13 protein-coding genes and 1 pseudogene are annotated in these 15988 nt (G+C 71.8%); 9 read left to right on the top strand and 5 right to left on the bottom strand.

Annotated features, from left to right (window positions below):
- Positions 1-65: 65 nt before the first annotated feature.
- Positions 66-1436, bottom strand: coding sequence for a glycoside hydrolase family 43 protein (locus PYR72_RS11650; RefSeq protein WP_275455260.1), 1371 nt, complete (start codon positions 1434-1436; stop codon positions 66-68).
- Between the two features lie 323 nt (positions 1437-1759).
- Here PYR72_RS11650 and PYR72_RS11645 point away from each other — a divergent pair, with 323 nt between their 5' ends.
- The 7 genes from PYR72_RS11645 (at position 1760) to PYR72_RS11615 (ending at position 9779) form a co-directional block, all read left to right on the top strand.
- Complete coding sequence (locus PYR72_RS11645) at positions 1760-2128, top strand: hypothetical protein (protein WP_275455259.1); 369 nt, start codon at positions 1760-1762, stop codon at positions 2126-2128.
- A gap of 175 nt (positions 2129-2303) precedes the next feature.
- Positions 2304-6212 (top strand): helix-turn-helix domain-containing protein, encoded by a 3909-nt coding sequence (locus PYR72_RS11640; RefSeq protein ID WP_275455258.1) that lies wholly within the window; start codon positions 2304-2306, stop codon positions 6210-6212.
- Between the two features lie 185 nt (positions 6213-6397).
- Entirely contained in the window at positions 6398-7273 is an 876-nt protein-coding gene (locus PYR72_RS11635; RefSeq protein WP_275455257.1) for an NlpC/P60 family protein, read from the top strand.
- A gap of 172 nt (positions 7274-7445) precedes the next feature.
- Complete coding sequence (locus PYR72_RS11630) at positions 7446-8336, top strand: helix-turn-helix transcriptional regulator (protein WP_275455256.1); 891 nt, start codon at positions 7446-7448, stop codon at positions 8334-8336.
- On the top strand, positions 8333-8554 hold the full coding sequence (locus PYR72_RS11625; RefSeq protein WP_275455255.1) for a DUF397 domain-containing protein: 222 nt from the start codon (positions 8333-8335) through the stop codon (positions 8552-8554). Before PYR72_RS11630 ends, PYR72_RS11625 begins: the two co-directional genes overlap by 4 nt.
- A gap of 134 nt (positions 8555-8688) precedes the next feature.
- A complete protein-coding gene (locus PYR72_RS11620; RefSeq protein ID WP_275455254.1) occupies positions 8689-9507 on the top strand; it encodes a phytanoyl-CoA dioxygenase family protein in 819 nt (272 codons plus the stop codon).
- Positions 9504-9779, top strand: coding sequence for a hypothetical protein (locus tag PYR72_RS11615; RefSeq protein WP_275455253.1), 276 nt, complete (start codon positions 9504-9506; stop codon positions 9777-9779). Before PYR72_RS11620 ends, PYR72_RS11615 begins: the two co-directional genes overlap by 4 nt.
- A 77-nt stretch (positions 9780-9856) precedes the next feature.
- On the opposite strand, the gene PYR72_RS11610 is transcribed toward PYR72_RS11615, so the two are convergent.
- A complete protein-coding gene (locus PYR72_RS11610) occupies positions 9857-10822 on the bottom strand; it encodes a glycoside hydrolase family 6 protein (protein ID WP_275455252.1) in 966 nt (321 codons plus the stop codon).
- Between the two features lie 297 nt (positions 10823-11119).
- Between PYR72_RS11610 and PYR72_RS11605 the strand changes: the two genes are divergently transcribed.
- On the top strand, positions 11120-12133 hold the full coding sequence (locus PYR72_RS11605; RefSeq protein ID WP_275460387.1) for a LacI family DNA-binding transcriptional regulator: 1014 nt from the start codon (positions 11120-11122) through the stop codon (positions 12131-12133).
- Positions 12134-12229: 96 nt separating this feature from the next.
- On the opposite strand, the pseudogene PYR72_RS11600 reads toward PYR72_RS11605, so the two are convergent.
- The 3 genes and pseudogenes from PYR72_RS11600 to PYR72_RS11590 form a co-directional block, all read right to left on the bottom strand.
- Positions 12230-12340: pseudogene (locus tag PYR72_RS11600) on the bottom strand (protein phosphatase); the annotation flags it as partial.
- A 459-nt stretch (positions 12341-12799) separates the two neighbouring features.
- A complete protein-coding gene (locus PYR72_RS11595; protein ID WP_275455251.1) occupies positions 12800-13807 on the bottom strand; it encodes a Gfo/Idh/MocA family oxidoreductase in 1008 nt (335 codons plus the stop codon).
- A gap of 101 nt (positions 13808-13908) precedes the next feature.
- A complete protein-coding gene (locus tag PYR72_RS11590) occupies positions 13909-14670 on the bottom strand; it encodes an SDR family oxidoreductase (protein WP_275455250.1) in 762 nt (253 codons plus the stop codon).
- Positions 14671-14904: 234 nt separating this feature from the next.
- Here PYR72_RS11590 and PYR72_RS11585 point away from each other — a divergent pair, with 234 nt between their 5' ends.
- Positions 14905-15972, top strand: coding sequence for a LacI family DNA-binding transcriptional regulator (locus PYR72_RS11585; RefSeq protein WP_275455249.1), 1068 nt, complete (start codon positions 14905-14907; stop codon positions 15970-15972).
- Positions 15973-15988: the final 16 nt, after the last annotated feature.

The following is a 15988-nucleotide window of genomic DNA, read 5'->3' as shown; positions in this document are numbered from 1 at the left end:
GGGGTTCTCGCGCAGTTCCCCGCGCCCCTGAAGGACCGGGGGCGCGGGGGCTTCGATCGGTGCTGTTACGCCCAGGGACTCACCGCCGTGAAGCTGCTGTCGGCGCGGAAGGTGTCCGTGGCCTCGTGGGTGTCCAGGCGCAGTTCGTAGTTGTAGTGGCGGATGTAGCGGCCGGGGTAGTTGTACGACTCCAGCCGGACCGAGCCGGAGGCCGTGCCCGGGCGGGCGCAGAACGTGGCGTCCTTGTCGAACACGGTCGTGCCGTCGTCCGCGTCGGAACGGATGCGGTAGTCCCAGTGGCGCAGATAGCGGCCGGTGGAGGTGCGGAAGGAGTAGCAGTTGGCGTCCGCGAGGCCGGGCACGACCGTGAAGGTCGCGCTCTGCTTGACGGCGGTCGTGCTGGAGGACGTCACCGGATCGACGTAGCCGAGGTTGTCGGAGCGAGCCACGGCGTAGCGGCCGGTGTAGTTGACGGACTGCAGGGACCGGGTGGTGTTGACCGGCAGCGTGACCCCGCCGGAGACCGTCTCCTTGAGGACCGTCAGATGGCGTACGAAGCCGGTGAGGCCCGGGAGCTGCGTCGGGGTCGACCAGGTGGCGAAGGTGTCGTAGCTGTCGCTGTACCAGTACTGCCCGGCGCCGTAGGCGTCGTAGTAGATCCGCCAGCCGCCGTTGTCGAGCTGGACCAGGGCCGGGCCCTCCATGCCGGAGCCGAAGCCCGCCCAGTTGCCCGTCTTCGTGATGGTGTACGGGCCGGTGAGGCTGGAGGCGGTGCCGTACTCGATGTACTTCGTCGTCTCGTTCTTGGTGAACGCGTGGTAGGTGGAGCCGATCTTGACGATGAAGGTGTCGATGTAGTTCGGGCCGATGCCGGAGAGCCGGGTGGGCGCCGACCACGCGGTGAGCGCGGAGTTCGTCGCCGTCAGCTTGTACGGCTTGAAGATGTACTCGCCGTCGGCGGCGATCGACGCCGACAGGATGATGTTGACGCTGCCGTTGGTGTCGACGAACCACTCGGGTGCCCAGGCGCGCTGCAGACCGCTGATCGGGACCGTGTAGTCGTAGAGGAAGGTCCAGTTGAGGCGGTCGGTGGAGCGGGCGAAGCCGATGGTGGTGGAGAGCGCCGACCAGGTGCGCGTGGTGTAGGTCAGGTAGTAGTAGCCGTCCGTGTGCTTGAAGATGCTGGGGTCGCGGATCAGGCCGGAGGGCGGGGTGTACGCGGGGCCCTTCCGGAGGGTGAAGCCGGTCGCGTCCGGCGAGTCGTACACGTACATGTTCGACTCGCTGCTGTTCGTGAACGCGGTCATCGTGTAGCGCGTCGCCTGCCCGGCGGCCGGGTGGGCGGCTCCGGCCGGGGAGGCGACGGCGGTGGTGAGGCCCAGCAGGGCGGCCACCGAGGTGAGGAGGGCGATGACCGCCCTGCGGGTTGTGTTCAACGCTCGTCCCGTCTGTGCGCGAACTGCCCTGAGGCGTGGGATGTTGTTCGAAATGTCGGCTCTTGTGCGGAAGTTCGATCAGAAGATAAGAGGGGGGCATGTTCGCGTCAATGGGTCGGGCGCGGTTTGTGCGAGGTGAGGTTCCGCTTTTCCGCCGACCGATCCGGCGGCGTTGCCTCCGGATCGACGTTTCCCCAGGTCAGGACCGGTTTCCTGGGCGGCTCACAGGTGGGCAACAGGAAACGGGTCGACCCGTTCCGGCAGGGGGGCAACTCTGATGTCGACAGCACACGGCACAACCCACGACCAAGGGGGAACGAACGATGCGCAAGCTCAAGGCGATGCGGACCGCGGCGGCACTGGCACTGGCGGCCGGCGCGATGGTGACCGCCACCGCGACCCAGGCGCAGGCCGCAACCACCCACGGCTGCCCGGACGGATACGTCTGTATCTACCCGGAGAACGCGGGCTGGAACAACGACGTGCCGTCGCATAAGTACTACAACTACGGCTACTACAACCTCAGCAACATGTACGGAACCCACCGCATCATCAACAACCAGACCGGCAACGCCACCATGCAGACCTGCACCGGGTACAACGGCACGGGCTGCGAGGGCTACCTGCCCGGCGGAGGCTGGTGGATCGACAAGGACATGACGCCGATCAACTCGATCCGTCTCAACCCGTAACCCTCGGGCGCCACGAGGCGCCGAGGGTGGCGACACGACGTCCGGAACCGCATCTGCCCGCGGCTCCGGACGTCGTGTTTTCGCCACTCCGGGTGAAAGATTTGGCTGCTCTCACCGACCCGACAGTAACCTGGGCATCCGCCGTCTCACGGCCGCACTGCCTTGGGGGAACGCCTTGGGGGACCCGCAGCTCGGAGCTGACCCGGATCACCGCGACGACCGGGACGGAACCGCGCCGACCACGCCTTCTCTCCCTCCTCAGCAGTCCTTCCCCGCCCAGCTGCGCCGGCTGCGCCACGAACGCGGACTGTCGCTCACCGACCTGGCCCGCCGCACCCACTACAGCAAGGGCTACCTCAGCAAGATCGAGACGGGTACGAAACGCGCCACTGTCGACGTCGCCCGTCTCTGCGACCAGGTCCTCGGCGCGGAGGGCGAGTTGCTGCGCCTGGTGCGGCAGGCCGCGCCCCGGGACGGAGAACGCGAACACGAGGCCGGGCAGCGGCAGTCGGGCGGGGTGTGTCCCTACCGCGGACTGGCGGCCTTCACCCCCCAGGACGCGGAATGGTTCTTCGGCCGGGAACGCGCGACGGCCGCACTGGTGGAGCGGATCTTCGAACAGGTGGGCCGGGGGCCGCTGATGCTGGTCGCCCCCTCGGGCGCCGGCAAGTCGTCCCTGCTCAACGCCGGACTCGTTCCCGCGCTGCGGCGCGGCGACCTCCCGATGTCCGGCGCCGACCGCTGGCCGGTGGTGCTGCTCACCCCCACCTCGCGGCCGCTGGACGAGTTGCTGGAACGCACCGCCAAAGCGCTCGGCGGAGACCTCGGCGTCACCCCGGAGGAGGTGCGCGAGAACCGCGCCGCCCTGCTCGACGCCGTCCGCGCGACGACGCGGGAGCCGCCTGCGGTCCCGGGAGGCCGCAGGCCCCCACCCCCTCGTCCTGTCCTGATCGTCGACCAGTTCGAGGAACTGTTCACCCTCTGCTCCGAGGACGAGGAGCGCCGTGCCTTCGTCCGCGCGCTGCACGCCCTGGCGACCGCGGGCCCGGAGGCCGACGGCCACGCCCCCGCCGTCGTGGTGCTCGGCGTCCGCGCCGACTTCACCGGCAGTTGTCTGGGCCTGCCCGAGCTGGCCCCCGTCTTCACCGGCGGACTGTTCGTGCTGTCCCCGATGACCGTGGCGGAACTGCGCGAGTCCATCACCCGCCCGGCGGAACTCGCCGGGCTCACCCTCGAACCCGGCCTCGTCCCGCTGCTGTTGCGCGACGCGGGACTCCGCGACGACCCCGACACCGGCCCCGGGGCCTCCGGAGCGGGCTCCGACGAGACACCCTCCGGCGCGCTCCCGCTGGTCTCCCACGCACTGCTCGCCACCTGGCAGCGGCGCCGGGACAGCGCACTGACCGTCGACGGGTACGAACGGGCGGGCGGCATCCAGGGGGCGGTCGCCCGCACCGCCGAGAACGTGTTCGCCCGGCTGTATCCCGCCGAACAGAAGACCATCCGCCGCATCCTGTCCCGGCTGGTGCTCGTCATGGACGGAGCCGGGGCGACCCGCCGCCGGATGAGCCGGGACGCCCTGATGGCGCGGCTCGGCGACGCCGACGGGGCCGCCGCCGCCCTCGACGCGTTCGTCCGGGCCCGTCTCATCACCATGGACAGCGACACCGTCGAGATCACCCACGAGGCGCTGCTGCACGCCTGGCCCCGGCTCCGCGGCTGGATCCGCGCCGACCGGGCCGGACTCCTCCTCCACCAGCAGCTCTCCCACGCCGCCGGGGAATGGGAGCGCGAGCGGCGCGACCCCTCCGCCCTCTACCGGGGCACCCGCCTCGACACCGTACGGGCCTGGGCCGACGAGTCGGACGGCTGGAGCAGACTCGCGCCCGACGAGGAGGCGTTCCTGAGGGCCAGTCAGGCCGAGGAGGACGGGCGCCGCGGACAGGCCAGACGCCAGGTGCGGCTGCGGCAGTCCCTGCTCGCCACGCTCGCCGTGCTGCTCGGCCTCGCCGTCACCGCCGGAGGGCTCGCCTACCAGCAGCGCGCGGGCGCCCTCGACCAGGAGCGCGTCGCCCGCTCCCAGGCCCTCGCCGCGCGCTCCGCGTCCCTCGCCGGGGGCCGGCCGGAGGCGTCCATGCTCCTCGCGGAGGAGTCCTACCGCACCGCGTCCACCGCCGAGGCCCGCGGCGCCCTGCTCAGCACCCAGTCGCAGCCCTTCTCCGCCCGGCTCGCCGGACACCGCGGCCCCGTCAACCAGGTCGCCTTCGCGCCCGACGACCGCACCCTCGCGACGGCCAGCTCCGACGGCACGGTCGTCCTGCGCGAGACCGCCGGCCGCCACCGCGTCCTCGCCCGGTTCACCGTGCCGGGGCGTGTGCGCTCGGTCGCCTTCGGCACCGACGGCCGCACGCTCGCGGTCACGTCCACCGACGGGCCCGTGACCCTGTGGAGCACCACCGGCCATCGCCGGACCGGAGTGCTCCCGAAGGCCACGGAGGGCGCGCGGGCGGTCGTCTTCGACCCGCGCGGGGGGACGCTCGCCGTCGCCGCCGCCGACGGGACCGTCCAGCTGTGGGACACCGGGCCCCGGCCCCGGCGCACCGCCACCCTCCCCGGCCACGAGGGCGACGTCAACGCACTTGCCTACGCCCCCGGCGGACGGACGCTCGCCTCCGCCGGCACCGACCGCGTCGTACGGCTGTGGGACACCGACCGGGCCCGGATCGCCGACACGCTCAAGGGCCACGCCGACGAAGTGCTGGGCGTGGCGTTCTCGCCGGACGGCAGGACGGTGGCCTCCGCCGGCGTCGACCGGACGGTACGGCTGTGGGACGTCGCCGACGGGCGGCCGACCGACACGTTCACGGGAAGCAGCGACGACATCAACGACGTCGCCTTCACCCCGGACGGGACGACGGTCGTCGGCGCGGTCGGCGACGGCACGACCCGGCTGTGGGACGTGCGCAGCGGCCGGCAGACCCTGGTCCTGGCCGGACACACCGACTACGTCCTCGGGGTGGCCGTCACCTCCGACGGCGCCCTGCTGGCCACGGCCGGTTTCGACCAGTCCGTCGTCCTGTGGGACCTGAGCGGGGCGGTCCTGACGTCCCGTCCGTTCACGGAGGTCTGGCAGACCGCCTACAGTCCCGACGGGAAACTGCTGGCCACCGCCGACGCCGACCACACCGTACGGCTGTGGGACGCGGCGACGCACACCCTCGTGGCCGCGCTGCGCGGGCACACCGAGACCGTGTTCTCGGTGGCCTTCTCGCCCGACGGGCGGACCCTGGCGTCGGCCGGCTCCGACGGCACGGTCCGGCTGTGGGACGTCGCGGAGCACGAGCCACTGAAGAAGCTCACCGGGCACGAAGGACAGGTCTTCTCCGTCGCCTTCTCGCCCGACGGGCGGACCCTCGCCTCGGCGGGAGCCGACCATACGGTGCGTCTGTGGGACGTGGCGAGGCGCCGGCAGCTCGGCGTGCTCCGCGGCCACAAGGACTTCGTCAACGATGTCGCGTTCAGCCCCGACGGCCGCACCCTGGCCACCGCCGGCGACGATCTGACCGTACGCCTGTGGGACGTCGCCCGACGCCGCGAACGCGCCACCCTGACCGGCCACTCGGGCGCGGTACGGGGGGTGGCCTTCAGCCCGGACGGCCGCACCCTCGCCAGCAGCGGCAACGACGGGTCCGTACGCCTGTGGGACGTCCGGCACCGGCGCTTCGAGACGGCCCTGACCGGCCACTCGGGCGCGGTACGCGGGGTGGACTTCAGCCCCGACGGCCGCACGCTCGTCAGCAGCGGCAACGACCGCACGGTACGCCTGTGGGACGTCTCCGGACGGCGGGTGTGGGCGACCCTCACCGGTCATACGAACGCGGTGTGGGGCGTCGACTTCGCCCCCGACGGGCGGACCGTGGCCAGCAGCAGCACCGACGGCACCGTACGGCTGTGGGACCTCGACCCCGGCGCCCGGCTGGCGGCCATCTGCCGGCTGCGCCTCGGCATCGCGCCCGAGGAACGCGCCACCCTGCTGCCCGGAGTGCCCGTCCGGGCGGAGCCGACGGAGTGCGGGGGCCGCTGAGCAATACGGGGGACGCGGCGACGTTCGGCAACCGCCCTGCTCACCAGGGGTTTCCCAGGTGTTTCCCGTTGCCCGCCCGGATGGGGCGACACCCGGATCTCGACGCGCGGGGCGGTGGTCGGCCAGGCTGCTGCACGACCACCACCATCCGTTCATCGAGACCGACAGGAAACGGGGGTTCCGGCATGGTGAGCCGGACCAATGTCATCCGCACACTGATCACACTCATGGCGCTGCTCCTGTGGGCGCCGGTGTCCACGGCCTCGGCCGCTCCGGCCGCTCCCGCCGCCGGCTGCGGCGTGCTCGCGCCGGGCGCCTCGGCCGCCGCCGAGCGGGCGATCGCCGCGGCCTGCGCCGAGGTCGCCGCCGGCACCTGGTACACCTGGGGCGGCGGCCACGGCGCCACGCCCGGGGCCACCTACGGGCAGGTCGACCCCACCGACCCGGCCAGCGAACACGACCCCGAGCGGCGCGGCTTCGACTGCTCCGGCCTCGTCCGGTACGCCTACGCCCAGGCCGCCGGCGGCACGGACATCCTCGACGGCGTCGCCAGCCAGCAGTACTACACGCACCGCGCCGCCGCCCGCTTCACCGCCGCCCAGGGCCTCGCCCCGCTCGTCCCGGGCGACCTGCTGGCCTACGGCACCAAGAAGGACCTGCACCACATCGCCATCTACCTCGGCGCGGGCAAGATGGTCGAGGCCAAGCAGTCCGGCACCCGGCTGATGGTCAGTGACGTCCGCCTCGGCGGCGACTACTTCGGCGCCGTCCGCGTCAACACCGGCGCACCCACCGGCAACATCCACCAGACCTGGGGCACCGGCGTCTGGACCAAGGAGGAGCCCCGCACCGGGTCCGGCCGTGTCTACGCCTTCCCGTACTCGACCACCATCCGCGTGTACTGCCAGAAGCACGCGGAGCTGGTGAAGGCGGAGGGCTACGAGAACGACGTCTGGTCCTACCTCCCCGACTACAAGGCATGGATGACCAACATCTACATCAAGGGCCCTGCCTGGCTGGCGGACGTCCCCGACTGCAAGGACGTGCCCCCCATCACCTGACAGCCTCGCGCCGGTGACCGTCGGGGGGCGGCCACCTGCGCCAGCGTCACCGTGCCCGTACGCTGCGTCAGCGTACGGGCACATTCTGTGGATAGTACGCACGTCCTCCCGTCACGCTGGGTGCCGTCGGGGCATGGGGGCCACAGCGCACGAAGACCGGAGGTGGCCGCGTATGACGGGCGGCGGGATGAGCAACGACTACGACGAGGCAGTGGCCGACGAGGGGACGGCGGTGGACCGCGAACCCGACCCCTCGGACAGTCTGCGGACGTGGGGCGCCGTGACACAGGCGCTGCGCGAGCACGCGGGCTACAGCCGGGCGGAGTTCGCGGATCTCGTCCGCTTCTCCCGGCACACGGTGGAATCGGTGGAGCAGGGGCGCCGGATGCCGGACGCGAACTACGTGCGCCGGGCCGACGAACTGCTGGGGAACACCGGGGCGTTGCGCAAGTCGTCACAGTATGTGACGCGGGGGCGGGGGGACGTGGGCCTGGCGGCCTGGTTCCGCCAGTGGGCCCGGCTGGAGCGGGTCGCGGTGAGTCTGTGCACGTACGAATGCAGGCTGGTCCCCGGGCTGTTGCAGTCGCGGGACTACGCGCGGGCGGTCTTCGAGGGGACCGTCCCGGTGACACCTGACGACCAGCTGGACAGCTTCATGGACCGCCGGATGGAGCGTCAGCGGATGCTGTTCGAGCGGCCGACGACCCCGTTCAGCTTCATCGTCGAGGAGCATGTGTTCCGGCGGCGGTTCGGGGACGACGCGCGGATGCGCGGGATGCTCGACCATGTGCTGGAGCTGAGCGCTCCCCGCAATGTGACGCTCCAGATCGTGCCGTTGGAGGCCGGGTTGCACGCGTGCCTCGACGGGCCGGTGCGACTGCTGGAGACGCCGCAGGGGCAGCGGCTCGCGTACTCCGAAGGCCAGCAGAACGGCCGTCTGATCTCCGACTCGAAAGGGGTGAGCCTGCTCCATCAGCGCTATGACACACTGCGCTCGCAGGCCCTGAATGCCAAGGATTCCCGGGCGCTGCTGGAGCGACTCCGAGGGGAACTGGACCTATGAGCACGACGGAACTGGCGTGGTTCAAGTCAAGCTACAGCGGCAGCCAGGGCGACGATTGCGTCGAAGTCGCCGTCACCGGACGGGCCGTGTGCGTACGTGACTCCAAGGACGTGACCCTGCCGCACTTCGCGGTCGGACGGGCGGGGTGGGCGCGGTTCGTGGGGTTCGTGGGGCATGAGGGCCACCCGGGACACCGGCAGAGGGACCTCACCGCATAGTCCGGTGGTCCACGGCGGTGGGCGCCTCCCGTTCGGGGGCGTCCACCGGCCCGGCCGCACCGGTCGCGAAAATGGACCACCACAGGAAGATTTCAGCCCACTACAGGGCGGGGCGGGGTCCGTAGGTTCGTCGTATGCCTACCAGCAAGAACCTCCTGACCTCGGTTCAGGTGGCCCGCTTCGTCGCGCAGGGATTTCTGCGCCTGGACGGGGTGGTGCCGCCGGACATCAACGAACGGGCCGTCGCCGCGCTGGCCCAGGGGCTGCCGGGAGTGCCGTACGGCACCCCTCTGGGCGCGGCGTTCCCGCCCGGCACCTTCGTCCGTGAACTGCTCGACCTGCCGGTCGTCGCCGGTGCCGTGGAGAGCCTGGTCGGACCCGGACCGACCGTCGACCACCATGCCGTGCACGTCCGCGAGCCCCACGAGGGCCACGCGCAGGACCTCCACGCGGACGCGATCATCGACGTACGGCCGGACGCGTTCGACATCCAGCTCATGTACTACCCGCACGAGGTGACCGCCGAGATGGGCGGCACCCTCAGCGTGCCCGGCAGCCATCTGCGCCGGATCAACGAGACGGACGTCGGCCGCGTCCAGAACCTGCGGGGGCAGACCCGGCTGACCTGCCCGGCCGGCACGGTCGTCCTCCTGCACCACGGCATCTGGCACGGCGGCCGCCGCAACGACACCGACCGCCGCCGCTTCATGTACAAACTGCGCCTCAACCCGACCGTGCCGCAGGTGCGCCTGTGGGACACCACGGACCTGCACGACCCGTCCGTCACCGCGGAGTTGGACACCCACTTCCCGTGGTACGAGCAGGCCACCGGCCGACTGGAGATCTACAACCGGGTCCTGCTGTGGCGGGCCCTGACCGGCGACGAGTCGTTCGACGTCGAGTACTGGGTCACGCGCGTCAGCAACCGGCCCGCCCCGAGGAGCCACGCATGAGGCAACAGGTCCTGGTCCTGTATCTGTCGACGTCGGCGCTCGACTCCCCGGTCGTGGGCTGGTCCCGGTACGACGGGACCGGCCGGACCCGTCCGACGGCCGGAGACAGCGACGAGCCGCCCTACCCGACGGGCCTCGACGCGCTGCTCGACGGGTGGCGTCTCTTCCAGGCGTCGCAACTGCTGCCGCCCCAGTCCGGTCACGAGTACGACGTCTCCTTCCTGAAGCACGAGTTCTTCTTCGAGAAGCTGGAGGAGACCCCTCCCGGCTGACGCCGAGCCCGTGGCCCGGTCGCGGGGCGAGTGGACCGGGCCACGGAGTCCTGGGAGGGGTGGGGCGGCTGCCGTGGTCAGTAGCCGTAGATCATCTTGTAGGCGACCTCGGGCAGGAACTGGCCGGCCGAGGAGCCGGATCCCACACCGCAGTTGCCGTCCGACTCGCCCGGCACCTTGATCCACAGCAGCATCTCCGCGCCGCCGCCCATCTGGGTGGCGGGGCCGATGCGGCGGCCCGAGGGGTTGCACCACTGGCCGTTGGAGCCGTTGCCGTTGCGGCTGGTGTCCACGACGAACGGCTTGGTGTAGCCGTAGCGGGCACTCAGCTCCCTGTTCACCGCGTTGCCGTAGGCGGTGTTCTCGCCCGTGGTGAGGTAGTTGGAGATGTTCAGCGAGAAGCCGTGGGCCTGCCGTACGCCCGCCTCGTGCAGCCGCTTGGCCATGGTCGCGGCGTCCGTCCAGGCGGGGTTGCCGGCGTCCATGTAGACCCAGGTGTTGGGGGCCTGGCGGCTGAACTGGGAGACGGCGCCGCTGAGCATGCTCTGGCGCTCGGCTATCTGCGCCTGGTTCATGCAGCCGTAGTCCCCGAGAGAGTCCGGCTCCAGGATCACCAGCGCCGGACGGTTGCCGATGCCGCCGGCGAACTGGGAGATCCAGCTCGCGTAGGCGGACGGCGAGGAGGCGCCGCCCGCGGAGTGCCCGCCGCAGTAGTCGCGGTTGTAGACGTTGTACGCGACCAGGATGGGCAGCTTGTCCCGGCTGTCCGCGGCGCCCGTGAACGAGCCCGTGGCGGAGCCGATCGAGCCGCTCCACGAACCGAACCAGCGGGCCATCGGGGTGTTGGCGAGGGAGGCGTTGATCGCGGACGCCCGGCCGTCACCGGGGTTGGCGGCGGCCCACCGCTTCGCGCTGTTGTCGGGGTCCACGTAGAACCCGCTGGTCATGCCGGTCGGGTCGGCGGCATGGGCGGACGGAGCGGCGGCCAACGCGAGCGGCAGCGAGCAGAGCGCTGCCATCAGGGCGCGGAGCCTGCGGCGCATGACATCACCTCGGAATTCCTGGCAGGGATGCGTCGCGCGCTCTCGTCCCGAGCGTGCGACGCGCTGAGGAAGTGCGGTGGTTCGACGTGCCTGGGGAGATTGGGAGCGCTCCCATTGGAAGCGCTTCCAGATGTGCCGAAAAATTTTGGGGTGTGGTCGGTATCGTGTGGCTGGCTGGTACAACTGTCAAGAGTCGAGGAGCCGAACGCCCTCTGTACAGGGTGAGTTCGAGGCTCTACGGTCCCCATGACCGGAAGCGTTCCCAGTTTTCGGCCAGGGGGAGGGGTTCACATGGTCATGGCAGGGGATCCGCCGCGTCGCCCTCCCACACTCGACGCCGTGGCCGCGCTCGCGGGTGTCTCCCGCTCCGTGGCCTCCCGCGTGCTCAACAACGCGCCGCACGTCAGCCGGGGCAAGCGCGAGGCCGTCGAGCGCGCCGTCCGGCAGCTCGGCTACGTTCCCAATCCGACGGCCCGCGCGTTGGCCACGCGGCAGACGGGAGCGGCCGCGCTGGTCGTCTCGGGAGAGGATCCGTCGATCTTCGCGGATCCCTTCTTCGCCCAGGTGATCGTGGGGGCGTCGGCCGCGCTGGAGGAGGCCGACCTGCATCTGATGCTGTGCCTGGCCGCGACCGACCGGGGCCGCAGACGGGTGGAGGAACTGCTGCGCGGCAAGGGTGCCGACGGCGTCATGCTGATGGCGCTGCGCGAGAACGATCCGCTGACGCGGGCGGCCGAGGAGGCGGAGATGCCGGTGGTGTTCGGTGGCCGCCCCGTCGGTTCGGCCCCGCGCTGGTACGTGGACGTCGACAACACGGGCGGAGCGCGCGAGGCCACCGAGTACCTGCTCTCCCGGGGCCGCTCCCGGGTGGCCGCGATCTGCGGGCCGCTGGACACCGAGGTGGGCCGCGCCCGGTACCGCGGCTACCAAGACGCGATGCTGGCTGCCGGCCGCGCACCGTTCCCGCCGTACGAGGGCGACTTCACGGAGCCCGGCGGGGCCGCCGTCATGGCCGCACTGCTGGCCGAACACCCCGATGTGGACGCGGTGTTCGCTGCCAACGACAACATGGGGGCGGGGGCGCTGCGCACCCTGCGGGGAGCGGGGCGGGCGGTTCCCGACGACGTCGCCGTGCTCGGGTTCGACGACCTGGCCGTGGCCCGGATCGCCGATCCGCCGCTCACCACCGTCCACCAGCCGATAGCGGATCTCGGACGGGAGACGGCGCGCATGCTCGTCGCGCTCGTCAACGGGCAGGACCCCAGCCCGCTGATCCTGCCCACGCGCCTGGTCGTCCGCTCCAGCGCCTGAGACGACGGTGCCCGGCCGTGAGCCGGTCGGACTCGGACTCGTGCGCGTGCTGTCGCGGCTCGTGCTCGTGCTCGTGCTCGTCGCGGCTCGTGCTCGTCAAGGCAGCGGACGGGTGAGGGTCTGCGCGCACCAGATCGTCTTTCCCTCGGTGGTGTTCCGGGTGCCCCACCCCTGAGTGAGCTGAGCGACGAGCAACAGGCCCCGGCCGGGGGAGGTGGTGGTCCACAGGAACCGCAGCTCAGGGCCGTAGACACCCAGCGCGAAGGGGCACTGCTCGAAGGCCCCGTCGGCGATCACCGGGCGGCGCCCCCGGCGTTGCACGATCAGGACATGGCCCAGCGACCGGCTGTCGGCGCCGTGCAGGGGGTGGACCGCCGACACGGCGTCCAGCGTGGAGCCGTCCCGGTGGCGGAGGGGGGAACCCGGTGGGGCCGGGGCCGACACCGGGGTCCTCGGGGAAGCCGGGCGGTACGGGACCGGCCGGCACGGCGGCAGTGGGGGCGTCTTGCTGGTCGGCCATGTCCACGCAACACGCCTCCGTCCGGGCAGTGGGTCCCGTCAGGGCTGGATTCCAGCGGCTGCTTCCCAGCGTAGGTCCGCCCCCGCACTCCGGCGCTCCGACCGGTGCGGTCGGGATCGCGGACGCGGGGGCGGTGGGGGTGGTGCTCAGGCGTCCTTGCGGACCTCTTCCAGCCGCACCGGGCGGCGCTCGGCCACCGACAGGGTCGCCGCCTCGGCGATCCAGCTGGCCTCCAGGGCGTCCGCGACCGTGCAGGGCGAGGTGCGGGTGCCGGCGACGACCTCGGTGAACGCGGTGAGTTCGGCGCGGTAGGCGCCGGCGAAGCGGTCCATGAAGAAGGTGTGCGGGACGCCGGAGGGGAAGGTCACCCCGGGCTCGGCGGAGCGCAGCGGGAGCTGGGTGTCGAGGCCGGCGGCGATGCTGTCCTGCATGCCGTGGACCTCCAGGCGGACGTCGTAACCCCGCGCGTTGTGACGGGTGTTGGAGATGACGCCGATGGTGCCGTCGTCGAAGGTGAGGAGCGCGGACGCCGTGTCGATGTCACCCGCCTCCTTGATGTACTCCGCGCCCTTGTTGGCACCCGTCGCGTACACCTCGACGACCTCACGGCCCGTCACCCAGCGCACCACGTCGAAGTCGTGCACCGCGCAGTCGCGGAAGATGCCGCCCGACACCGCGACATAGGCCGCCGGCGGCGGGGCGGGGTCGAGGGTGGTCGACCGCACGGTGTGCAGGGTGCCCAGCTCGCCGCTGAGGACGGCCTCGCGGGCGGCCACACAGCCCGCGTCGAAGCGGCGGTTGAAGCCGATCTGCGCCTCGATGCCGCTCTCGCGCACCGCGCGCAGCACGGTCAGGCTCTCCTCGACCGTCTTCGCCACCGGCTTCTCGCAGAACACCGGGATCCCCGCCTCGACGGCGGCCAGGATCAGCCCCGGGTGCGCGTCGGTGGCGGCGGTGATCACGACACCGTCGATCCCCGAGGCGAACACCGCCTCGGGCGAATCGACCACGGTGGCGCCGAACTTCTCGCCGGCCGCCAGCGCCGCGGCGGCCACCGGGTCGGAGACCACCAGCTCCTCCACGACGTCCAGTCCGGCGAGAGTCCCGGCATGGAAGGCGCCGATGCGGCCCAGCCCCAGGATGCCAATGCGCATGACGAGTGTCCCTTTCGAAAGTGCAGATGAAACAAGGGGGAAGCGAGGGGGAAGCGAGGGGGAAGCAGGGGGGAAGCAGGGGGAATCAGGTGGGAAGCGGGTCAGTCCGAGGCGCCCGGGACGTTCTGGTCCCAGTCGATCACCGAGCCGGTGACCACGCCGCTGCGGTCGGACAGCAGGAAGACCACGAAGTCGGCGATCTCGTCGACCTGGCCGAGCTTTCCCATCGGCAGGCGCTCGGCGGCCCGTTCCCGCCAGTCGTCGCCGGCGTCGTGGAACTCGCGCTGGATCGCGTCCTCGCCCTCGGTCTCCGTCCAGCCGATGTTCAGGTCGTTGATCCGGATACGGTCCCAGCGGTGGGCGTGGGCGGCGTTGCGGGTGAGGCCCGCGAGACCGGCCTTCGCGGCGGAGTACGGGGCCAGGAACGGCGGGCCGCCGTGCGCGCAGTTCGAGCCGATGTTGACGATCGTGCCGGGAGCCTTGCGGGCCACCAGGTGCTCCACCACCGCCTGCATGGCGAAGAAGGGGGCGCGCAGGTTGATCGCGATGTGCGCGTCGAACAGCTCGGGCGAGGTGTCGAGGAGCGAGCCCCGGGAGGTCAGACCGGCCGCGTTGACGAGGCTGTCGACCCGGCCGTGCGCGGCGACGACCTGGTCCACCGCGCCGCGCACCTGCGCGGGGTCCGTCAGGTCGGCACGGACGAAGCCGGCGCCGGTGTCCGCCGCGAGCTTCTCGCCGACCTCGGCGCGGCGGCCCGTGAACATCACGGTCGCGCCCTCGCGCAGGGCCGCCCGGACGATGCCCGCGCCGACGCCCTGGCTGCCGCCGTTGACGAGGACGACCCTGTCCTCCAGTAGTCCCATGGGGAGTTTCCTTTCGGTCGGCGCCGGTGGGCCCTGCCGGGACCCCGTCACGGCCACGGGCAGGGCGTCCCGGCCTTTCCCGGCGCCTTCGCCTCTGTCAGTCTTGAGGGGCGAAGGCCCTCGTACAACCCGCGGCAGGCCATCAAAAACCCATCATCCGGATGGCCGGGACCGTCGGCGGGACCGAGGCGATCCTCCCGCGCCGCCCACCGCCGACCCCCAGGACGCCCCGTCATGACACACCCCTACACGATCCGGGAGATCGCCCGTCAGGCCGGGCTGAGCCAGGCCACGGTCGACCGGGTCCTCAACGGCCGGGGCGGGGTGCGCGAGAGCACCGCCCGCGAGGTGCACCAGGCCGTCAAGGACCTGGACCGGCAGCGGACCCAGGTGCGCATCGGCGGCCGTACGTTCATGGTCGACATCGTGATGCAGACCCCGGACCGGTTCTCCACGGCGGTCCGGGAGGCCCTGGAGGCGGAGCTGCCGTCCCTGCATCCCGCCGTCGTGCGGTCCCGGTTCCACTTCCGGGAGACGGGCTCCGCGACGGAGATGGTCAGGGTGCTCGACCGGATCGGCCGGCGCGGCTCGCAGGGGGTGATCCTCAAGGCGCCCGACGTCCCGGAGGTCACCGCCGCCGTCGAACGGCTGGTCGCGGCCGGGGTCCCGGTGGTCACCTTCGTGACGGACCTGCCGGGCAGCGCGCGCGGCGCCTACGTCGGCATAGACAACCGGGCCGCCGGGGCGACCGCCGCGTATCTGCTGCGGCAGTGGCTCGGCGAGCGGCCGGGGGCCGTGCTCGTGACGATCAGCCGCGGCTTCTACCGCAACGAGGAGGAGCGCGAGATGGGTTTCCGCGGGGTGATGCGGGCCGTCGACCCGCGGCGGGCCCTCGTCGAGGTCACCGACAGCGACGGCCTCGACGCCACCCAGCGCGACCTCGTCCTCGCCGCGCTGGAGCGCGAGCCGGGCATCGCCGCCGTCTACTCCATCGGCGGGGGCAACACCGCGACGCTCGACGCCTTCGCCGCGCTCGGCCGGGAGCCGCACGTCTTCGTCGCGCACGACCTCGACCACGACAACACCCGGCTGCTGCGCGAGCACCGGCTCTCCGCCGTGCTCCACCACGACCTCCGCCAGGACGTCCGCCGCGCCTGCCAGACGATCATGCGGGCGCACCAGGCCCTCCCCGAGGAGGGCCCGCTCCTGCCGTCGGCGATCCAGGTGGTGACGCCCTACAACATGCCGCCGGGGGCCGCCGTCACCGGCTGGCCGCCGTCACCGTCACCGGCCGGCCGGTGACACCGGCTGGTCGCCG

Origin of the sequence: Streptomyces sp. VNUA24, from assembly GCF_029167005.1 — a bacterium.
In the GTDB taxonomy this organism is placed as follows: domain Bacteria; phylum Actinomycetota; class Actinomycetes; order Streptomycetales; family Streptomycetaceae; genus Streptomyces; species Streptomyces scabiei.
The sequence above is the reverse complement of the archived record's forward strand: the minus strand, read 5'-3'. Positions and strand labels throughout refer to the sequence as shown.